The following is a 16294-nucleotide window of genomic DNA, read 5'->3' on the forward strand; positions in this document are numbered from 1 at the left end:
CTGCCGCCCTCACTGCTGGGGGAAGAACCACTCCTGCGCCGGCGCGGCGTCGGCCTCGTCCTCGGACTCCTGCTCATCGCGGGCCGCGCCGTAGCGCTGCTCGGAGATCTGCACGTTCTGCGCGCGGACGCGGCCGTAGCCGTAGGCGCCCGCCATCCCGACCACGCCGGTGGCCAGGCCGATGAGAGTGCCGACACTGCCCGACTCGCCGCCGGCGTCGGCCGAGATCCGATAGATCCAGCCGTTCAACGCGATCACGGCGAGCGCGCCGAAGGTCAGCGGCCAGATGTAGACGGTCCAGACGTTCTGCGCGGCGGGCTCGATGTGGTGGGCGCGCCGGTAGAGCTGCCACCCGGTCATCGCGACCACTGCGACGCCCACCAGCACGGCGGTCACCACAGGCGACACCCACCACGCGGCGACGGCCGCGACCAGCAGGATCAGGCCCGAGACGACGCCGACGACGCGGCCGATCATGCGTCCTCCCCCGGCTGCGGCGCGACGGACGAGGCGTCGAAGGCGGCGGTCGGTCCGATGACGACGATCGCCGGCGGCACCAGCTTCTCGGCGACGGCGGTGGCCGCCGCGTTGGCCAGGTCGGTGCGGATCAACCGCTGATCCGGGCGCGATGCGTTCTCGATCAGCGCGACCGGGGTGTCGGCGGCCTTGCCGCCGTGCAGCAGCGCACCGGCGAAGGCGTCCAGGCGCTGCACCGCCATCATCAGCACCAGGGTGCCGCGCAGCTTGGCGAGCGCCGACCAGTCGGTCAGCGAGTCGGGATGGTCGGGGGCGACGTGCCCGGAGACGATCACCACCTCGTGCGTCATGCCGCGGTGGGTCACCGGGATCCCGGCGAGTGCGGGCGCGGAGATCGGCGAAGTGATGCCCGGTACCACCGTCACCGGCACGCCGGCCTCGACGCAGGCTTCGAGTTCCTCGAAACCGCGGCCGAAGACGTACGGGTCGCCGCCCTTGAGGCGCACCACGAACTTTCCGGCGCGCGCCCGGTCGACGAGGAGCTCGTTGATCTTCTCCTGCCGGATGGCCCGCCCGTACGGCACCTTCGCGGCGTCGATCACCTCCACCTGCGGTCCCAGCTCGTCGAGCAGGGCGCCGGGCGCGAGGCGGTCGGCCACCACCACGTCGGCTTGAGCCAGTAGTCGACGACCGCGGACGGTGATGAGTTCCGGGTCGCCGGGGCCGCCGCCGACCAGGGCCACGCCCGCCGCGTGCGGCGCGGCCGCAGCGACGCTGAGTCCGGTGCCCTCGGCGAGGGCCACCCCGATCGCCGCCCGCGTGGCCGCGCTGCGGCGGTGGTCGCCGCCGGCCAGCACGGCGTACTGCAGGCCGTCGTACCGACCGGAGGCCGGGGTCACGGCGGTGCCCTGCCGGGCATCGTCGGCCCGGACGCAGAAGATGCGCTGCGCGGTGGCCTCGGCGCCCACCGCGGCGTTGACCGCCGGATCATCGGTGCAGGCCAGCACGTACCACGCATCGGCCAGTTCGCCCCGGGTCAGATCGCCGTCGGCCCACGCCCGCCGATGCACGGTGACGGCCGGCTCGGCCTCCACGGTGGGGCGCGGATCGATGGCGATCACGTGCACGTCGGCACCGGCGGCGATCAGATTCGGCAACCGCCGCTGCGCGACGGAACCGCCGCCGACCACCACTACCTTGCGTCCCCGCAGGTCCAAGCCCACGAGATAATGTCCTTCGCCCATGTGCAGAATCCTACTGTCGGGCGATCGCACCCCGGTCCCTGCGCCGGTCGAAGGGGCGACTCAGGCGGTACGTGCGCGCTCGCGGGCCAGAGCACGATCGCGGGCGGCCTCGAACTTGCCGACCTTCACGTTCATCTCCTCGAGGAACTCGGCGAGCTTCTCGCGGTACATGTCGCCGAGCGGGCCGAAGTCGTTGCGCTCGAAGATCCGCCACTTGCGCAGCACCGGCATGATGACCTCCTCCATGTGCTGCGGCAGGTCGTAGATGCCGCCCTTGGCGATGAGGACCGCATTGCGGCGGAAGTTGGGCATGGTGGCGCCCGGCATCTGGAAGTTCGAGACGATGCCGTAGATCGCGGCCATCGCCTCGTCCGGCACCAGGTCGAGGGCCCCGGCCACGATGTTGCGGTAGAAGAGCATGTGCAGGTTCTCGTCGGCGGCCACGCGCTGCAACATCCGGTCGGCGATCGGGTCGCCGCAGGCCTTACCCGTGTTGCGGTGGCTGACGCGGGTGGCGAGCTCCTGGAACGACACGTAGGTGACGGCGAAGAGCATGTCGTAGCTGTGGTCGCGCTGGCCGTCGTCGTTCGGCAGCGGGTTGAAGCCGCCGGTCATGTGCTGCATGCGGATCTCTTCGAGTTCCACCGGATCCACCCCGCGGGTCACCACGAGGTAGTCGCGCATCACGATGGAGTGCCGCATCTCCTCGGCGGTCCACCGCCCCACCCAGAAGCCCCAGGCGTCGTCGAGGCTGAAGTTGTCGGCGATCACCCGGTGGTACGACGGCAGGTTGTCCTCGGTCAGCAGGTTGGTGATCATCGCGGCCTTGGCGGTCTCCGACAGCTGCGACTGCTCCGGATCCCAGTCGACACCGCCGAGCATGGCGAAGTTGCGGCCGTCGTCCCACGGCACGTAGTCGTGCGGATGCCAGTCGCGGGTCATCGTCATGTGGCGTTCCACTTCCGTCTCGCAGACCGGAAGGAGTTCCCGCAGCAGATCCGAGCCGCTCATGTTCTTCGTCATCAACGTGGTCATGGCTTCCATCGTGTCCCGTGCCCTCGCGGGTTCCCACCGCCCAAAGACCCGATCCACCCGGGCCTGACGTCGCTTCGGGTCCCGGGACCTGCGGTAGATTCAAGGCATGTCTCCCTCGACGAATCCCGCGACACCCGCCGCTGACGGCGCGCCGGTGCGCGTCTTCCTGGTCGACGATCACGAGCTGGTCCGGCGCGGTCTGCGCGACCTCCTCGGCACCGCCGGGGACCTGGAGATCGTCGGCGAAGCCGCGACCGTGGCCGAAGCGCTCACCGGCATCGACGCCACCTCGCCGGACGTCGCGGTCCTCGACGTCCGACTCCCCGACGGCAACGGCGTGGAGCTGTGTCGGGAGATCCGGTCCCGCAACCGCAACGTCCGGGCCCTGATGCTCACCAGTTACGCCGACGACGACGCCCTGCTCGCCGCCGTGATGGCCGGCGCCTCCGGCTTCGTGCTCAAGCAGATCCTGGGCCACAACCTGATCAACGCGGTGCGGACCATCGGACACGGCGGCTCGCTGCTCGACGACCGGAGCACCGCCGCCCTGCTGGCCCGCCTGCGCGACGACAAGAAAGACGAAGTCGATCCGCTGGCCGAGCTCACCGGGCAGGAACGCGAAGTGTTCAAGCTGATCGGCGAAGGCCTCACGAATCGGCAGATCGCCGAACGAATGTTCTTGGCGGAGAAGACGATCAAGAACTACGTCTCGCACATCCTGGCCAAACTCGACATGCAGCGCCGGACCCAGGTCGCGGTGATGGCCACCAAACTCGGCGAGCGCGGCAGATGAGCGCGCCCGCGCCGGACCGCCCGGACTTCCCCGAGGGCTACGGGCTTCCGGAGAGCACCGACGGACTGCTCTCGTGGTCCGCTGTCGAGCCCAAACTCGTTGCGGCCAAACACTATTGGCTCGCCAGCGTGCGACCGGACGGCCGCCCGCACAGCGTCCCGCGCTGGGGCGTGTGGGTGGACGGCCGCTTCTACTACGACGGCGCCCCGACCACGCGGCACACGCGCAACACCGAGGCCAACCCGCACGTCACCCTGACGCTGGAGAGCGGCACCGACGTGGTGATCGTGGAGGGAACCTCGACCGCCACCCGCGCCGCCCCGGAGACGCTCGGCGCGCGCCTGGCCGAGGCCTTCGTGAAGTATCACGGCGACGACTACGCCCCCGCCGCGGACGCCTGGTCCGGTGAGGACGGTGGCGGGCTGCGCCAGATCGTGCCCGAGCGAGCCCTCGCCTGGACGTCGTTTCCCACCGACTGCACGCGCTTCCGTTTCTGACCCTCAGGCGGGCCGCAGCGGTACTTCCCAGATGAGCGTGGTGCCGCCGCCCGGGCGGGATTCGACGGTGAAGTTGCCGTCGCACTCGTCAGCGCGCCGGGTCAGATTGTCCAGGCCGCGATAGGCCGCGTCCGTCGGAATGCCCGTGCCGTTGTCGGAGATCTCCACCGTCAGCACGTCGTCGGCGACGATGCGCACCGCGATCCGATCGCCGCCGGAGTGGCGCAGCGCGTTGGACAGTCCTTCGCGGAGCACCGCCTCGATGTGCGGGGCCAGGATGTCGGGTACCAGGGTGTCGACCGGTCCGACGAAGGCGACGCTGGGGACGATCGGCGCGTGCCGCGCCAGCTCGGCGACGACGTCGAGCACCTTGCGCCGCAGCGTGATCTCGCTGCCGCTGCGGTGCGCCGACTGCAGATCGAAGATCGACGTGCGGATCTGCCCGATGGTGGTGTCCAGATCGTCGATCACCTGGGTCAGTCGAGACTCCACCTGCTCCGGCGCGGCCTGCATGGTCTGCAGCGACATGCCGATCGCGAACAGTCGTTGGATCACATGGTCGTGCAGGTCCCGAGCGATGCGGTGCCGATCGGACAGCATCTCCATATCGCGCACGATCTGCTGTTGGTCGGCGTAGGCGACGGCGAGCGCCGCGACCCGCGCCACCCCGGTGAGACCGGCGACCTCCTCCGGTTCCCACGCGGGCCGGTTCGCATGCGTCAGGACGATGGCCCCGAAGTCCCCGGGCGCGCGCTGCATGGGTTGCGCGGTCTTCCACCGCGCCCGTCCCCGCATCCAGTCGGCTCCGTCCCCGTCGGCCTCACTCACACTGAACGCCAGACCGGGCCACGTGATGCCGGCCGGATCCACGGGCGCACCGGTGTGCCCGTGCAACTGCAGCGCCCCCGTGTCGGAGGTGACGATGAAGACGTCGACGGCGCCGGTGAGGGCGGCCACGTCCGCGCACAGGCCGTTCAGCGTGTCGGTCAGTGCGATACCGGCCATCGGTTCGGAACCGCGGTGCGCCAGGATCTCCATCCAGCGTCGGCGCGTGAGCTGCCGCTCATACAGGCGGGCGTTATCGACGGCGATGCCGACCGCGACGGCGAGCACCGACACGATGTGCTCATCCTGCTCGGTGAAGCCCGCGCCGGTCAGCTTCTCGGTGAGGTAGATGCTGCCGAACAGTTCACCGCGCACAATGATCGGCGCACCGAGGAAGGAGTCCATCGGCGGATGGTTCGGCGGGAACCCGATCGAGGCGGGGTGCCGACCCAGGTGGTCGATGCGCAGCACCTCGGGGTGGTCGAGCAGTTCGCCGAGCACACCGTGCCCCCGCGGCAGGCGGCCCATGCGCTTGCGCACCTCGGGCGCGATGCCGGTGTAGACGAAGGCCTGCAAACCGCGTTCCGGGCCGCGGACGCCGAGCGCGCAGTACTGCGCGTCGAGCACGGAGGCAGCGACCTGGGTGATGCGTTGCAGCACTTCGGCCAGGTCCAGCCCCTGCCCGACGAGTAGGACGGCTTCGAGGAGCTCCCCGAGCACCTTCGGATCGGTCTGCTGCGCGGTCAGCGCATCGAGCGCCGCTCGCAGCGTCGCCGAACTGTCCTGGTCGAAGGCACGACCTGCTTCGAACAGCTGGGCGGTGAGGTCTGCGTAGTCAGGCATGTCGCGTCACCTCCCGCCCGCTGGATCAGTCCGTCTGTTCCGGTGCCGCGTGCCGCCCGCCCCGACCGGTCAGCTCGAGGCTGCGGTTGGTCCAGTCCCACATCTGGCGGAAGAGCGCCGGATTGTCGTTGAGCTTCTGGCCGTACGACGGGATCATCTCGGTGAGCTTGCCCTGCCAGCCGTCGAACCGGTCGCCGAAGCACTGCTGCAGCACCGAGATCATCGCCGGCACGGCGGTCGACGCGCCCGGGGAGGCGCCGAGCAGGCCGGCGATGGTGCCGTCGCCCGCAGCCACCACCGCGGTACCGAACTCCAGGTTGCCCTTGGCGCCCTGGCCGCGGATCACCTGGACGCGCTGGCCGGCGGTGATCATCTCCCAGTCGCCGCCGGTGGCCTCCGGCACGAACTCGGACAGCGTCTTGACGCGGTCGGCCGGGCTGGCGGCCAGCTCACCGATCAGGTACTTGAGCAGGCCGAACTCCTTCGGCGCGATCGACATCATCGGCAGCAGGTTGCCCGGCTTCACCGACTTCGGCAGGTCCATGATGCCGCCGGTCTTGAGGAACTTGGGCGACCAGCCGGCGTACGGGCCGAACAGCAGACCCTTCTGATGGTTGATCACGCGGGTGTCCAGGTGCGGCACCGACATCGGCGGCGCACCGACGGCGGCCTGGCCGTAGACCTTGGCCGAGTGCTCGGCGATGAGATCGGGGTTGGTGCAGCGGAAGAACTCGCCGCTGACCGGGAACCCGCCGAAGCCCTTGGCCTCGGGGATGCCCGACTTCTGCAGCAGATGCAGCGCACCGCCGCCGGCGCCGACGAAGACGAACTTGGCTTCGACGCGGAAGGTCTCACCGCTGCGGGTGTTGCGGACCTTGATGACCCAGCTGCCGTCGCTCTGCTGCGTCAGGTTCCGGACGTCGTGCCCGAAGTACAGGGACGCGTCGCGGCCGACGAAGTTGAGCAGCTGCTGCGTCAGCGCGCCGAAGTCGACGTCGGTGCCCTCGGTGTACCAGTTGAGGGCGACTGGGTCGGAGTAGTCGCGGCCCTTGCCCATCAGCGGCAGGCGATCGGCGAAGGTCGCCTCGTCGGTGATGTACTCCATGCCCTCGAACAGCGTGTGACCGGCCAGGGCGGCGTGGCGCTTGCCCAGGTAGTCGACGCCGCCGTCACCGTGCGCGAAGGCCACGTGCGGGATGGGGTTGATGAACTCGTCCGGCGCACCGAGCACGCCGTTGTCGACGCCGTGCGCCCAGAACTGGCGCGACTGCTGGAACTGCTCGTTGATGTTGAGTGCCTTGGTGATGTCGATCTGACCGTCGGCGCCCATCGGCGTGTAGTTCAGCTCGCACAGCGCCGAGTGACCGGTGCCGGCGTTGTTCCACGGATCGCTGCTCTCGGCGGCGGCCGCATCCAGGCGCTCGAAGAGGCTGATGGACCAGCTCGGCTCCAACTGGCGCAGCAGGGCCCCGAGCGTCGCGCTCATGATGCCCGCTCCGACCAGCGCTACGTCTGTTCTGATCACCTTCTGCGCCACGAAATGCTCACTTCCTCCACCGCCCGACCGCTTCGTCCGGGTTCGCTCCTCGATATTGTCCACCATGGGCGTCTTTCCACCCGAATCGGTAGCGCAATTGTGGGATGCATGACACGCCGAACGACCCTGGCGCGCGCACGTAACTACTGTGTAGGCCGTGAGCATTACCGATTCCTCCCGCACCGAGCGGCCCGCGCATCATTGGCGCCCCGACCAGTTCCTGGACACCTACGAGATGCTGACCCTGCCCCTCGGGCCGGATCCCGACGGCGAAGACCCGATCAGCGCGACGCTGGTCCGTCGGGTCGACGCCGCCCCCGCCCGGAACGGCGCGGTGCTGTACGTGCACGGCTTCACCGACTACTTCTTCCAGACCGCGCTCGCCGAGTTCTTCGCCGACCGCGGTTACGCCTTCTACGCGCTGGATCTGCGCAAGTGCGGGCGCTCGTGGACCGCGCACCACACGCCGCACTACGTCTCCGACCTCGCGATCTACGACGAGGAGCTCAACGCCTCGCTGGACATCGTCACCGGGGACCTCGCCGAGACGGGCGGCGCCGACCGGGTGGTCGTCGTCGGCCATTCCACCGGCGGACTGGTGACCCCGCTGTGGCTGGACCGGCTGCGTCGCACCGACCCAGCCCGGCATGCGCAGGTCAGCGGCCTGCTTCTCAACAGTCCATGGCTCGATCTGCAAGGCGAGGCGGTACTGCGCACCGGTGCCGCCGCCCGCGCTTTGGCGGCCGTGGGTCGCCTGCGCGGCACCGCCCCGCTGCCCCGTGATCTGTCCGCCTCCTACGGCGAGAGCCTGCACGAGTCGGCCCACGGCGAATGGTCCTACGACCTCGAACGCAAGCCGCTGGGCGGGTTCGGCCCCCGCTTCGGCTGGCTCAGTGCGATCCGCAAGGGTCACCTCGCCGTCCACGCCGGCCTCGACGTCGGCGTCCCGGTGCTGTCGCTGCGGTCGGACAAGACCCGCTTCCGGAAGAACTACGACGTCGCCGTCGATACCGCCGACTGCGTGCTCGACGTGAACCACATCGCTCGCTGGTCGCCGTTCCTGGGCCGCCACGTGCTGTCGGTGGCGATCGAAGACGCCCGGCACGACGTGTTCCTGTCCCTGCGGGATCCGCGCGAGCATGCCTACGCCGTGGTCGGCGATTGGCTGGCCGCCCACGTCGACCGGCCCGCCCAGATCGACCGCACCGCCGACGTGGAGGCGGCCCGATGAGCGCACCGCAGCTGGTCGACCTCGCGATCATCGGTTCCGGCAGCGGCAACTCGCTGCCCGACGACCGGTTCGCGCAGACCTCCATCGCGATCTTCGAGGAGAGCATCTACGGCGGGACCTGCCTGAACGTGGGCTGTATCCCGACCAAGATGTTCGTCTACGCTGCCGACGTCGCCGAAGCGATCGCCGGCGCCGGCACCTACAACCTCGACACCGCACCCGCCACCGTCCGGTGGCCCGACATCGTCGACCGCGTGTTCGGACGCATCGACCCGATCTCCGCGGGCGGCAAGCGCTACCGCATCGAGGACTGCGACAACATCACCGTCTACTCCTCGCACGTGGTCTTCGACGGCCGCGACGCCGAGGCCGGTCGGTACCGCCTGGTCACCGCGGACGGCGACGTGGTGCTGGCCACCGAGGTGGTCATCGCCGCCGGCGCCCGCCCGCAGATCCCGGACGTGATCGCCGAGTCGGGGGTGCGCTACTACACCAACGACGACGTGATGCGGCTGCCGGAACTGCCCGGCACCATGGCGATCCTGGGCAGCGGCTACATCGCGAGCGAGTTCGCCCACGTCTTCGCCGGTCTCGGCACGCAGGTGTCGACCATCGCGCGCGGACCGCGACTCCTGCGCAAGCTCGACACCGAGCTGAGCACCCGGTTCACCGAGGTCGTCAGCGAGCAGTGGGACGTCCGGCTCAACACCGACATCGCCGCCGCCTCCTCGCTGCCCGGCGGCGGCGTGCGCCTGGTCTGCAAGGACGGCTCACATCTCGACGTCGACGTCCTGCTGGTGGCCACCGGCCGCACGCCCAACGGCGACCGGCTGGCCCTGGACACCATCGGCCTGGAACTGACCGACGACGGCCGGGTGTCGACCGACGAACACGGCCGCACCGCCGCGCGGGGCGTCTGGGCGCTGGGCGACGTGTCGTCGCCGTATCAGCTCAAGCACGTCGCCAATCAGGAACAGCGCGTGGTGCAGGCCAATCTGCTCAAGGGCTGGGACGGCGAGAACCTGGATACCTTCGCGCACCAGTACGTGCCCGCCGCCGTCTTCACCCGCCCCCAGGTGGCCACGGTCGGTCTCACCCAGGATCAGGCGGTCGCCGCCGGATACGACATCACGGTGAAGGTGCAGGCCTACGGCGACGTCGCCTACGGCTGGGCGATGGAAGACACCGTCGGCTTCTGCAAGGTGATCGCCGACCGCAACACCGGGCTGCTGCTCGGGGTGCACATCCTGGGCGCGCAGGCGTCGTCGATCATTCAGCCTGCCATTCAGGCGATGTCCTTCGGGCTGGGCGCGGCGGACATGGCCCGGGGCCAGTACTGGATCCATCCGGCGCTGCCCGAGGTCCTGGAGAACGCCCTCCTCGGACTCGAACTGGACTGACCGTCAGCCCCGGCTGACCGTCAGAATTGGGCCGACCGCAGCGCGATCTCGCTGGCCACCGCCTCCGGGGCGCGCTGCGGCACCCAATGATCGACGCCGGCCAGTTCCGAGAATCGGAAGTCGGAGTAGACGAAACGGCCGCTCATCTCGGCCTGCTCCCGGCCCAGCGCGGCGTCGGCGTCGCTCCACAGCATGGTGGTGGGCACGTCCACCGGCGGGCAGGCCAGCGTCTTCGCGATGTCGCCGGTGAAGTTGGCGCGATACCAGTTCAGCGGTCCGCGCAGCCCGTCCGGGGCCAGGATCGGGCCCAGTTCGTCGGCGTGCACACCCGCGCGCCGCAGCATCACGCCGTTGCGCGCGGACAGCACCGCCTCGGCGCCGTCGGCCACGAAGTTCTTGATGTAGGCCGAGCGGGTGCGCTGATCGTCGCCCTCGGCGAGCGCCGCGGCCATCGCCGACGGATGCCCGGTGCTGATCGCCACCAGACCGGTGAAGTGCTCGGGATGTTTGGCGGCCAGATGCCAGGCGACGATGCCGCCCCAGTCGTGTCCGACGAGCATCGAGTAGGCGATGTTCAGGTGTCCGAGGACCCCGAGCACGTCGTCGACCAGCTTGTCCAAGCGATAGTCCTCGACCGCCTCCGGTCGGGCGCCCGGGCTGTAACCGCGCTGGTCGATGGTCAGGGTGCGCAGCCCGGCGTCGTGCACGCGCGGCAGCACCGCGTCGTAGCAACTCGAGTTCACCGGAAAGCCGTGGAGCAGCACCACCCACGGGCCCCGGGGCGGGCCGCTGCGGTGTACGTCGAAAACCAGTCCGTCGTGCTCTACCTTCAGATGTTCCGATTCCACGACAGCCAGCTTAGGGGGTCACCGATATCATCAGCCTCGTTCACGCCGAAGCAGGAGGAAAGTAGATGACCGGTCCGGTGCCCGGCCGCGCCTTCGCCGGCTACGACGTGCAGTCCGAGCTCGGCCGAGGCGGCATGGGGAGAGTGTTCCTCGTGGTCAACCCGCACCTCGGCCGCCGCGAGGCCCTCAAGGTGCTCAACCTCGATGCCGACGGCGACTTCGCCGCCCGGTTCGCCGCGGAGGCCCGCACCGTCGCCTCGCTCGACCATCCCGGCATCGTCACCGTCTACCACCACGGCATCACCGACGACCGCCCCTGGTTCACCATGCAGTACCTGCAGGGCCGCGACCTGTCCGGCATCGGCCGCCTCCCGGTGCCGCAGGTGGCCGAGATCGCCCGGCAGGCCGGCGAAGCCCTCGACTACGCGCACGCCCGCGGCGTGGTGCACCGCGACGTCAAGCCGGGCAACCTGATGGTGACGCGCCGCCCCGACGGCGAGATCGATCGGGTCACCGTCCTCGACTTCGGCATCGCCCGACTCGCCGGGGCGACGTCGCTGACCGCGGCCGGCTCGTTCGTCGGCACCCTCGCCTACGCGGCCCCGGAGACCGCGGGCCCGCACGGCAGCGGTCCGGCCGCCGACCAGTACTCGCTGGCATGCACCGCCTACGAGTTGCTCACCGGGCGCCCGCCGTACGCCGGCCAGTCCCCCGCGGCCCTGTTGCACGCCCACCTGCACGGGGAACCGCCGTCGATCAGCGCCGCCGACCCCGCCCTCGCCTACCTCGACGAGGTCTTCGCCCGCGCGCTGGCGAAGGATCCGGCCCAGCGGTATCCGTCGTGCCGCGAGTTCGCCGCCGCCCTGGCCGGGCACGGACCGCCGACGCGGCGGCACACGCGCGTCGGGCCGGTCCCCGGCCTCACCGAGCCGCCGCTCCCGCCGGCGCCGCCGGCGGCCTCGTCCCGTCGTTCCACCGCGACGCTGGCGCTGTCGGCGCTCACCATCGTGATCGGACTCGGGGTCATCATCGCCGCGATCGTGCTGGCCACGCGCGACGACGGCGGCGACCCGCCCGCCGCCGCGACCAGTACCGTGCGCGTCACGCCCAGCACCAGCGCGGCGCCCAGCGAGGTCTGGGGTCTGGTGGTGAGTCCGGAGGGCCGGGTCGTCCGGTTCAAGAACTACGACAGCACCTCGGCACTGCTGGCGGCGGCGGCCACCCACGGCTACGACGATTCCTGGGGCCACGTCACCTTCACGTCCGGCTGCGCGGCCGTCGCGCACGCCACCGGGACCTCGGCCACCGATTTCGGCTACTACGCCGCCGCAGGCGAGACCCGGGCGCAGGCATCGCAGTCGGCGGTGACCCGGTCCGAGCAGGCCACCGGCCGCACCAGCGCCGCCGTCTCCACCCTCTGCGTCGGCGACGAACTCTCCTAGAGCCTGCGGGCCACCTCGCGGGCGGCACCGCGACCGGCCCGATTGGCACCGACTGTGGAGGCCGACGGGCCGAAACCGATGAGGTGCACGCGCGGCTCGTCGCGCACGCGCGTGCCGTCGACCGCGATGCCGCCGAGTTCGTTGCGCAACCCCAGCGGGTCCAGGTGTTTCAGGTCGGCGCGGTAGCCGGTGGCCCACAGCACCGTGTCGAGCGCGGTGAACGAGCCGTCGGCCTCCCGTACGCCGCCGGGTTAGAGTGCGGTGAACATGGGGCGGCGATCCAGCGCTCCGCGACCGGCGGCGTCGATCGCGTACGGCGTCCACAGCAGCCCGGTGTAACTCACCACGCTGGAGACCGGCCGGCCGGCGACGACGTCGGCGGTCACCTTGGCGATGGTCTCCCGCCCCTCCACCTCGGGGCGGAAGTCGCCGTCGAGGAAGACCGGCTCGCGGCGGGTGTACCAGTGCACCGTGGCGACCCGCGAGATCTCCGCCAGTTGCTGCAGCGCCGAGATCCCGCCGCCCACCACGCCCACCTGCTGCCCGGTGAACGCGTCGGCGTCGACGTAGTCCCGCGAGTGCAGCTGGCGACCGAGGAAGCGGTCGTGCCCGGGGTACTCGGGCAGCACCGGATTGTTGAAGGTGCCGGTGGCGTTGATGATCGCGCGCGCCGTCCACGTGCCCGCGGACGTCTCGACCCGGAGATCACCGTCGTGATCGTCGTCGACGCGGCGCACCGCGGTGACCGTGACCGGCCGCCGGATCGGTAGCTCGCTGTGGGCTTCGAAGTCGGCGAAGTAGCGGGGCACCGCATCCCGGCTGGACTCGCACGGGTCGATCGGCGGTTTCGGGAAGTCCGGCAGATCGAAGATGCCGTTCACCGTCGACATCCGCAGACTCTCCCACCGGTGCCGCCACGCCCCGCCGGGACCGCTGCCGGCGTCGAGGATCACGAACGTCGGCTCGCCGGTACCGGTGCCGACGGGAACGAACCCGCGTCGGGCGAGATGGAAACCCGCCGACAGCCCGGCCTGTCCGGCCCCGATGACGACGACATCGACCTTCACCGCGGCGCGCACCTCACGCGTCGGGCAGGGTGAGGATCTCCGAGCCGGTGTCGGTGACGACCAGGGTGTGCTCGAACTGCGCCGTCCACTTGCGGTCGGTGGTCACCACGGTCCAGTCGTCGTCCCACTGCTCCCAGTCCAGACCGCCCAGATTGATCATCGGCTCGATGGTGAAGACCATGCCCGGCTCGAGGATCGTGTCGACGTCGGGCTGGTCGTAGTGCAGCACGATCATGCCGTTGTGGAACGTCTCACCGATGCCGTGCCCGGTGAAGTCACGCACCACCTGGTAGCCGAAACGATGAGCGTAGGCCTCGATCACGCGGCCCACGACGTTGAGTTCGCGGCCCGGGCGAACCGCCTTGATCGCCCGTTCGGTGGCGATGCGGGTGCGTTCCACCAGGTCCCGGTGCTCGGTGGACACGTCGCCCGCCAAGAAGGTCGCGTTGGTGTCACCGTGCGCGCCGTCGAGGTACGCGGTCACGTCGATGTTCACGATGTCCCCGTCCTCGATCACCGTGGAGTCGGGGATGCCGTGGCAGATCACCTCGTTGAGTGAGGTGCAACACGATTTCGGGAAGCCCTTGTAACCCAGCGTCGACGGGTAGGCGCCGTGGTCGATCAGGTACTCGTGCACGATCCGGTCGAGCGCATCGGTGGTGACGCCGGGGGCCACCGCGCGACCGGCCTCGGCCAACGCGTTCGCCGCGATCTTGCCAGCTACCCGAACCTTTTCGATGGTCTCCGGGGTCTGCACCCACGGCTCACTGCCCTCTTGAACGGTCGCCTTCCAGGCGTACTCGGGACGGGCGATGGCGGAGGGCACCGACAGTGTCGGGGCGACGACTCCGGGCTGCAGAGGGGCACGAACGGTCATGACAACCCATTCTACGGGTCGGTACAAAGGGTAGGTAAGGTAGTCCTAAACCACCGGCTGCTTCATTCCGGCCGCTGGATCTGCCGCCCGCCCAAAGGAATCCCCCGTGCCGTCTGCTCGTCGCCCCCTGCTGGGAATCTTCCTCGCCGTGGTCGTCGCACTCGTTGCAGGCTGTACGACGGCGCCGCTGAACGTCGAGGACCGCTCCGCACCGACCGCCGCGCACCTGAAGGACGGCCCGCAGGTGGTGACCTTGCCGAGCGACGATCCGGTGCCGGTGGAGACCGATCCCGCCTTCGCTCCGCGCGCCGAGCGCATCATCGCCCTCGACCGCAACGGCACCCTCGGCGCCATCGTGTACGCACTCGGCCTGGGCCCGAACCTCGTCGGCCGCGACCGCTCCACCACCTTCCCGTCGGTCCACCACCTGCCGGTGGTGACCGACCCGGGGCACGCGATCAACGTCGAACGCGTGCTAGCGCAGAAGCCCACCATCATCCTCGCCGGCACCGACGCCAACCCGAAGGGCGTGCTCGGCCAGCTACGCGCCACGCAGGCGGACGTGGTGTCCTTCACCGAGGAGCGCAGTGTGGCCGCCACCCCCGCGCTGATCCGCGACGTGGCCGCCGCCCTCGGCGCGGAGGCGGCAGGCGAGAAACTGGTGCGCCGCACGCAGGAGCAGATCGCGACCGCCGAACGGTCGCTGCCCGATCCCACCGGCGATCCCAGCATCGGTTTCCTCTACATCCGGGGCGAGCGCTTGATCCTGCTGGCCGGCCCCGACTCCGGAGCCGACGACCTGATCGAAGCGCTCGGCGGCCGGGACGCGGGTACCGAGGCCGGCCTGACCGCCCCCTTCACCACGGTCAGCTCGGAATCGCTCATGCGCGCCGACCCCGACGTGATCCTGGTGATGACGCAGGGCGCGGACACCGTCGGCGGTATCGACAAGGTGGCCGAACTGCCCGCCATCGCGGGCACCCGCGCCGGCCGCGCCCGCCGCATCATCGCCATGGACGAGACCCAGTTACTGGCCTTCGGTCCGGATACCGGTCTGGTTCTGCAAGCGCTCGGAAAGGCCATCTACCAGTGACCGATACGGCGATCCGCAACCGGCAGCGCGCCCGGCGGCAAGCCGCTCTGCGTGCGCCGACCGGCTGGAGTCGCGCCGCCTGGGTGCTGGCCGCCACCCTGCTTCTGCTGGTCGTCGTCGTCGTGATCTCGGCGGGCACCGGACAGATCCGCATCGCCCCGAGCGAGGTGCTCGGCTCCATCGCCCACCACTGGCATCTGAACATCGGCCCCCTACCCAGCCAGCAGGGCGAGGACGCACTGTGGGTGTCCCGCTTCCCGCGCATCGTGCTGGGCATTCTGGTGGGCGCAGCGCTCGGCGCCGGCGGCTGCCTGCTCCAGGGCATGCTGGCCAACCCGCTCGCCGAGCCGGGCATCATCGGCGTCTCCTCGGGTGCCGCGGTCGGCGCCTGCCTAGTTTTCGTGCTCGGCGGCAGCGACACCAACGGCTGGGCGGTGGCCGGCGCCGCCGCACTGTTCGGCCTGTTCACCACGTTCGCGGTGTACGTCCTGTCGATGCGCGACGGCGGCACCTCGACGGTGATGATCGTCCTCACCGGTATCGCCGTGAACGCCTTCGCGCTCGGCATCATCGCCTACCTGACGTCAATCGCCTCCACCGCGACCCGCGAGCAGATCGTCTTCTGGCAGCTCGGCTCGTTGGCCGGGGCCGTCACCTGGGGACAGGTGCAGGTGGTGGCACCGCTGGTGATCGCCGCGATCGCCGCGTCGATGGTCCTGGTGAACAAGCTCGACCTGCTCGCCCTGGGCGATGTCCAGGCCGCCGCACTCGGCGTGAACGTGGAGCTGGTGCGCCGCCAGGTGATCGTCCTGGTGGCGATCCTGACCGCGGGCGCGGTGGCCTTCACCGGCATCGTGATGTTCGTAGGTCTGATCGTGCCCCACGTGATGCGGCTGCTGGTCGGTCCGCGCCATCGCGTCCTGCTGCCTGCGTCCGTGCTCGGCGGGGCGCTCGCGATCGCCGCCGCCGACCTGGCGGCCCGCACCATGACCGCCGGCGAACTGCCGCTGGGCATGCTGACCTCGCTGATCGGCGGTCCCGTGTTCTTCATCCTGCTGCGTCGTACCTCGAAGGCCGGGTGGTGA

General features: G+C 70.1%; 16 protein-coding genes. 7 read left to right on the plus strand and 9 right to left on the minus strand.

Features of this window, described 5'->3' with window-relative positions; translation table 11 throughout:
• Positions 1-9: 9 nt before the first annotated feature.
• From ABD989_RS03420 to ABD989_RS03430, 3 genes are read right to left on the minus strand one after another with little or no spacing between them, the layout of a single operon-like run.
• On the minus strand, positions 10-477 hold the full coding sequence (locus ABD989_RS03420) for a hypothetical protein (RefSeq protein WP_246995487.1): 468 nt from the start codon (positions 475-477) through the stop codon (positions 10-12).
• Positions 474-1721 (minus strand): uroporphyrinogen-III C-methyltransferase, encoded by a 1248-nt coding sequence (cobA, locus tag ABD989_RS03425; RefSeq protein WP_345312431.1) that lies wholly within the window; start codon positions 1719-1721, stop codon positions 474-476. The genes ABD989_RS03420 and cobA overlap by 4 nt, the downstream gene beginning before the upstream one ends.
• Before the next feature lie 60 nt (positions 1722-1781).
• Positions 1782-2756: an acyl-ACP desaturase gene (locus tag ABD989_RS03430; RefSeq protein ID WP_345312432.1), complete on the minus strand. Its 975-nt coding sequence runs from the start codon at positions 2754-2756 to the stop codon at positions 1782-1784.
• Between the two features lie 106 nt (positions 2757-2862).
• On the opposite strand from ABD989_RS03430, the gene ABD989_RS03435 reads away from it, so the two are divergent.
• Both ABD989_RS03435 and ABD989_RS03440 read left to right on the plus strand, forming a co-directional pair.
• Positions 2863-3549, plus strand: a complete 687-nt coding sequence (locus ABD989_RS03435) for a response regulator (protein WP_246995481.1) — start codon at positions 2863-2865, stop codon at positions 3547-3549.
• Positions 3546-4046 carry a pyridoxamine 5'-phosphate oxidase family protein gene (locus ABD989_RS03440; protein WP_345312433.1) on the plus strand — a complete coding sequence of 167 codons (501 nt, stop codon included), beginning with the start codon at positions 3546-3548 and terminating at the stop codon, positions 4044-4046. The genes ABD989_RS03435 and ABD989_RS03440 overlap by 4 nt, the downstream gene beginning before the upstream one ends.
• Positions 4047-4049: 3 nt before the next feature.
• On the opposite strand, the gene ABD989_RS03445 is transcribed toward ABD989_RS03440, so the two are convergent.
• Both ABD989_RS03445 and mqo read right to left on the minus strand, forming a co-directional pair.
• A complete protein-coding gene (locus ABD989_RS03445; protein WP_246995477.1) occupies positions 4050-5714 on the minus strand; it encodes a GAF domain-containing sensor histidine kinase in 1665 nt (554 codons plus the stop codon).
• A 25-nt stretch (positions 5715-5739) separates the two neighbouring features.
• Complete coding sequence (gene mqo / locus ABD989_RS03450) at positions 5740-7251, minus strand: malate dehydrogenase (quinone) (protein ID WP_345312434.1); 1512 nt, start codon at positions 7249-7251, stop codon at positions 5740-5742.
• A 235-nt stretch (positions 7252-7486) separates the two neighbouring features.
• Here mqo and ABD989_RS03455 point away from each other — a divergent pair, with 235 nt between their 5' ends.
• Both ABD989_RS03455 and ABD989_RS03460 read left to right on the plus strand, forming a co-directional pair.
• Entirely contained in the window at positions 7487-8482 is a 996-nt protein-coding gene (locus tag ABD989_RS03455) for an alpha/beta hydrolase (RefSeq protein ID WP_345312485.1), read from the plus strand.
• Positions 8479-9882, plus strand: a complete 1404-nt coding sequence (locus ABD989_RS03460) for a mycothione reductase (RefSeq protein ID WP_345312435.1) — start codon at positions 8479-8481, stop codon at positions 9880-9882. Before ABD989_RS03455 ends, ABD989_RS03460 begins: the two co-directional genes overlap by 4 nt.
• 20 nt (positions 9883-9902) lie before the next feature.
• Here the strand turns inward: ABD989_RS03460 and ABD989_RS03465 are convergent, their stop codons facing one another.
• A complete protein-coding gene (locus tag ABD989_RS03465; protein ID WP_345312436.1) occupies positions 9903-10730 on the minus strand; it encodes an alpha/beta fold hydrolase in 828 nt (275 codons plus the stop codon).
• Between the two features lie 65 nt (positions 10731-10795).
• On the opposite strand from ABD989_RS03465, the gene ABD989_RS03470 reads away from it, so the two are divergent.
• Positions 10796-12172, plus strand: coding sequence for a protein kinase domain-containing protein (locus ABD989_RS03470; protein ID WP_345312437.1), 1377 nt, complete (start codon positions 10796-10798; stop codon positions 12170-12172).
• Here the strand turns inward: ABD989_RS03470 and ABD989_RS03475 are convergent.
• From ABD989_RS03475 to map, 3 genes are read right to left on the minus strand one after another with little or no spacing between them, the layout of a single operon-like run.
• On the minus strand, positions 12169-12375 hold the full coding sequence (locus ABD989_RS03475; protein ID WP_345312438.1) for a hypothetical protein: 207 nt from the start codon (positions 12373-12375) through the stop codon (positions 12169-12171). The genes ABD989_RS03470 and ABD989_RS03475 overlap by 4 nt on opposite strands.
• Positions 12376-12423: 48 nt before the next feature.
• Entirely contained in the window at positions 12424-13239 is an 816-nt protein-coding gene (locus ABD989_RS03480) for a flavin-containing monooxygenase (RefSeq protein ID WP_345312439.1), read from the minus strand.
• A 13-nt stretch (positions 13240-13252) separates the two neighbouring features.
• Positions 13253-14116, minus strand: a complete 864-nt coding sequence (map, locus tag ABD989_RS03485) for a type I methionyl aminopeptidase (RefSeq protein WP_246995465.1) — start codon at positions 14114-14116, stop codon at positions 13253-13255.
• A gap of 106 nt (positions 14117-14222) precedes the next feature.
• On the opposite strand from map, the gene ABD989_RS03490 reads away from it, so the two are divergent.
• Positions 14223-15209: a heme/hemin ABC transporter substrate-binding protein gene (locus ABD989_RS03490; protein WP_345312440.1), complete on the plus strand. Its 987-nt coding sequence runs from the start codon at positions 14223-14225 to the stop codon at positions 15207-15209.
• Between the two features lie 11 nt (positions 15210-15220).
• A complete protein-coding gene (locus tag ABD989_RS03495) occupies positions 15221-16294 on the plus strand; it encodes a FecCD family ABC transporter permease (RefSeq protein WP_372493291.1) in 1074 nt (357 codons plus the stop codon).

The organism is Gordonia alkaliphila (genome assembly GCF_039542465.1).
Taxonomy (GTDB): Bacteria; Actinomycetota; Actinomycetes; order Mycobacteriales; family Mycobacteriaceae; genus Gordonia; species Gordonia alkaliphila.

Coding starts and splice junctions, on each gene's coding strand:
- cobA (WP_345312431.1), bottom strand. CDS start 1,721: ATGGGCGAAGGACATTATCTCGTGGGCTTGGACCTGCGGGGACGCAAG.
- ABD989_RS03470 (WP_345312437.1), top strand. CDS start 10,796: ATGACCGGTCCGGTGCCCGGCCGCGCCTTCGCCGGCTACGACGTGCAG.
- ABD989_RS03460 (WP_345312435.1), top strand. CDS start 8,479: ATGAGCGCACCGCAGCTGGTCGACCTCGCGATCATCGGTTCCGGCAGC.
- ABD989_RS03420 (WP_246995487.1), bottom strand. CDS start 477: ATGATCGGCCGCGTCGTCGGCGTCGTCTCGGGCCTGATCCTGCTGGTC.
- map (WP_246995465.1), bottom strand. CDS start 14,116: ATGACCGTTCGTGCCCCTCTGCAGCCCGGAGTCGTCGCCCCGACACTG.
- ABD989_RS03440 (WP_345312433.1), top strand. CDS start 3,546: ATGAGCGCGCCCGCGCCGGACCGCCCGGACTTCCCCGAGGGCTACGGG.
- ABD989_RS03435 (WP_246995481.1), top strand. CDS start 2,863: ATGTCTCCCTCGACGAATCCCGCGACACCCGCCGCTGACGGCGCGCCG.
- ABD989_RS03430 (WP_345312432.1), bottom strand. CDS start 2,756: ATGACCACGTTGATGACGAAGAACATGAGCGGCTCGGATCTGCTGCGG.
- ABD989_RS03455 (WP_345312485.1), top strand. CDS start 7,487: ATGCTGACCCTGCCCCTCGGGCCGGATCCCGACGGCGAAGACCCGATC.
- ABD989_RS03445 (WP_246995477.1), bottom strand. CDS start 5,714: ATGCCTGACTACGCAGACCTCACCGCCCAGCTGTTCGAAGCAGGTCGT.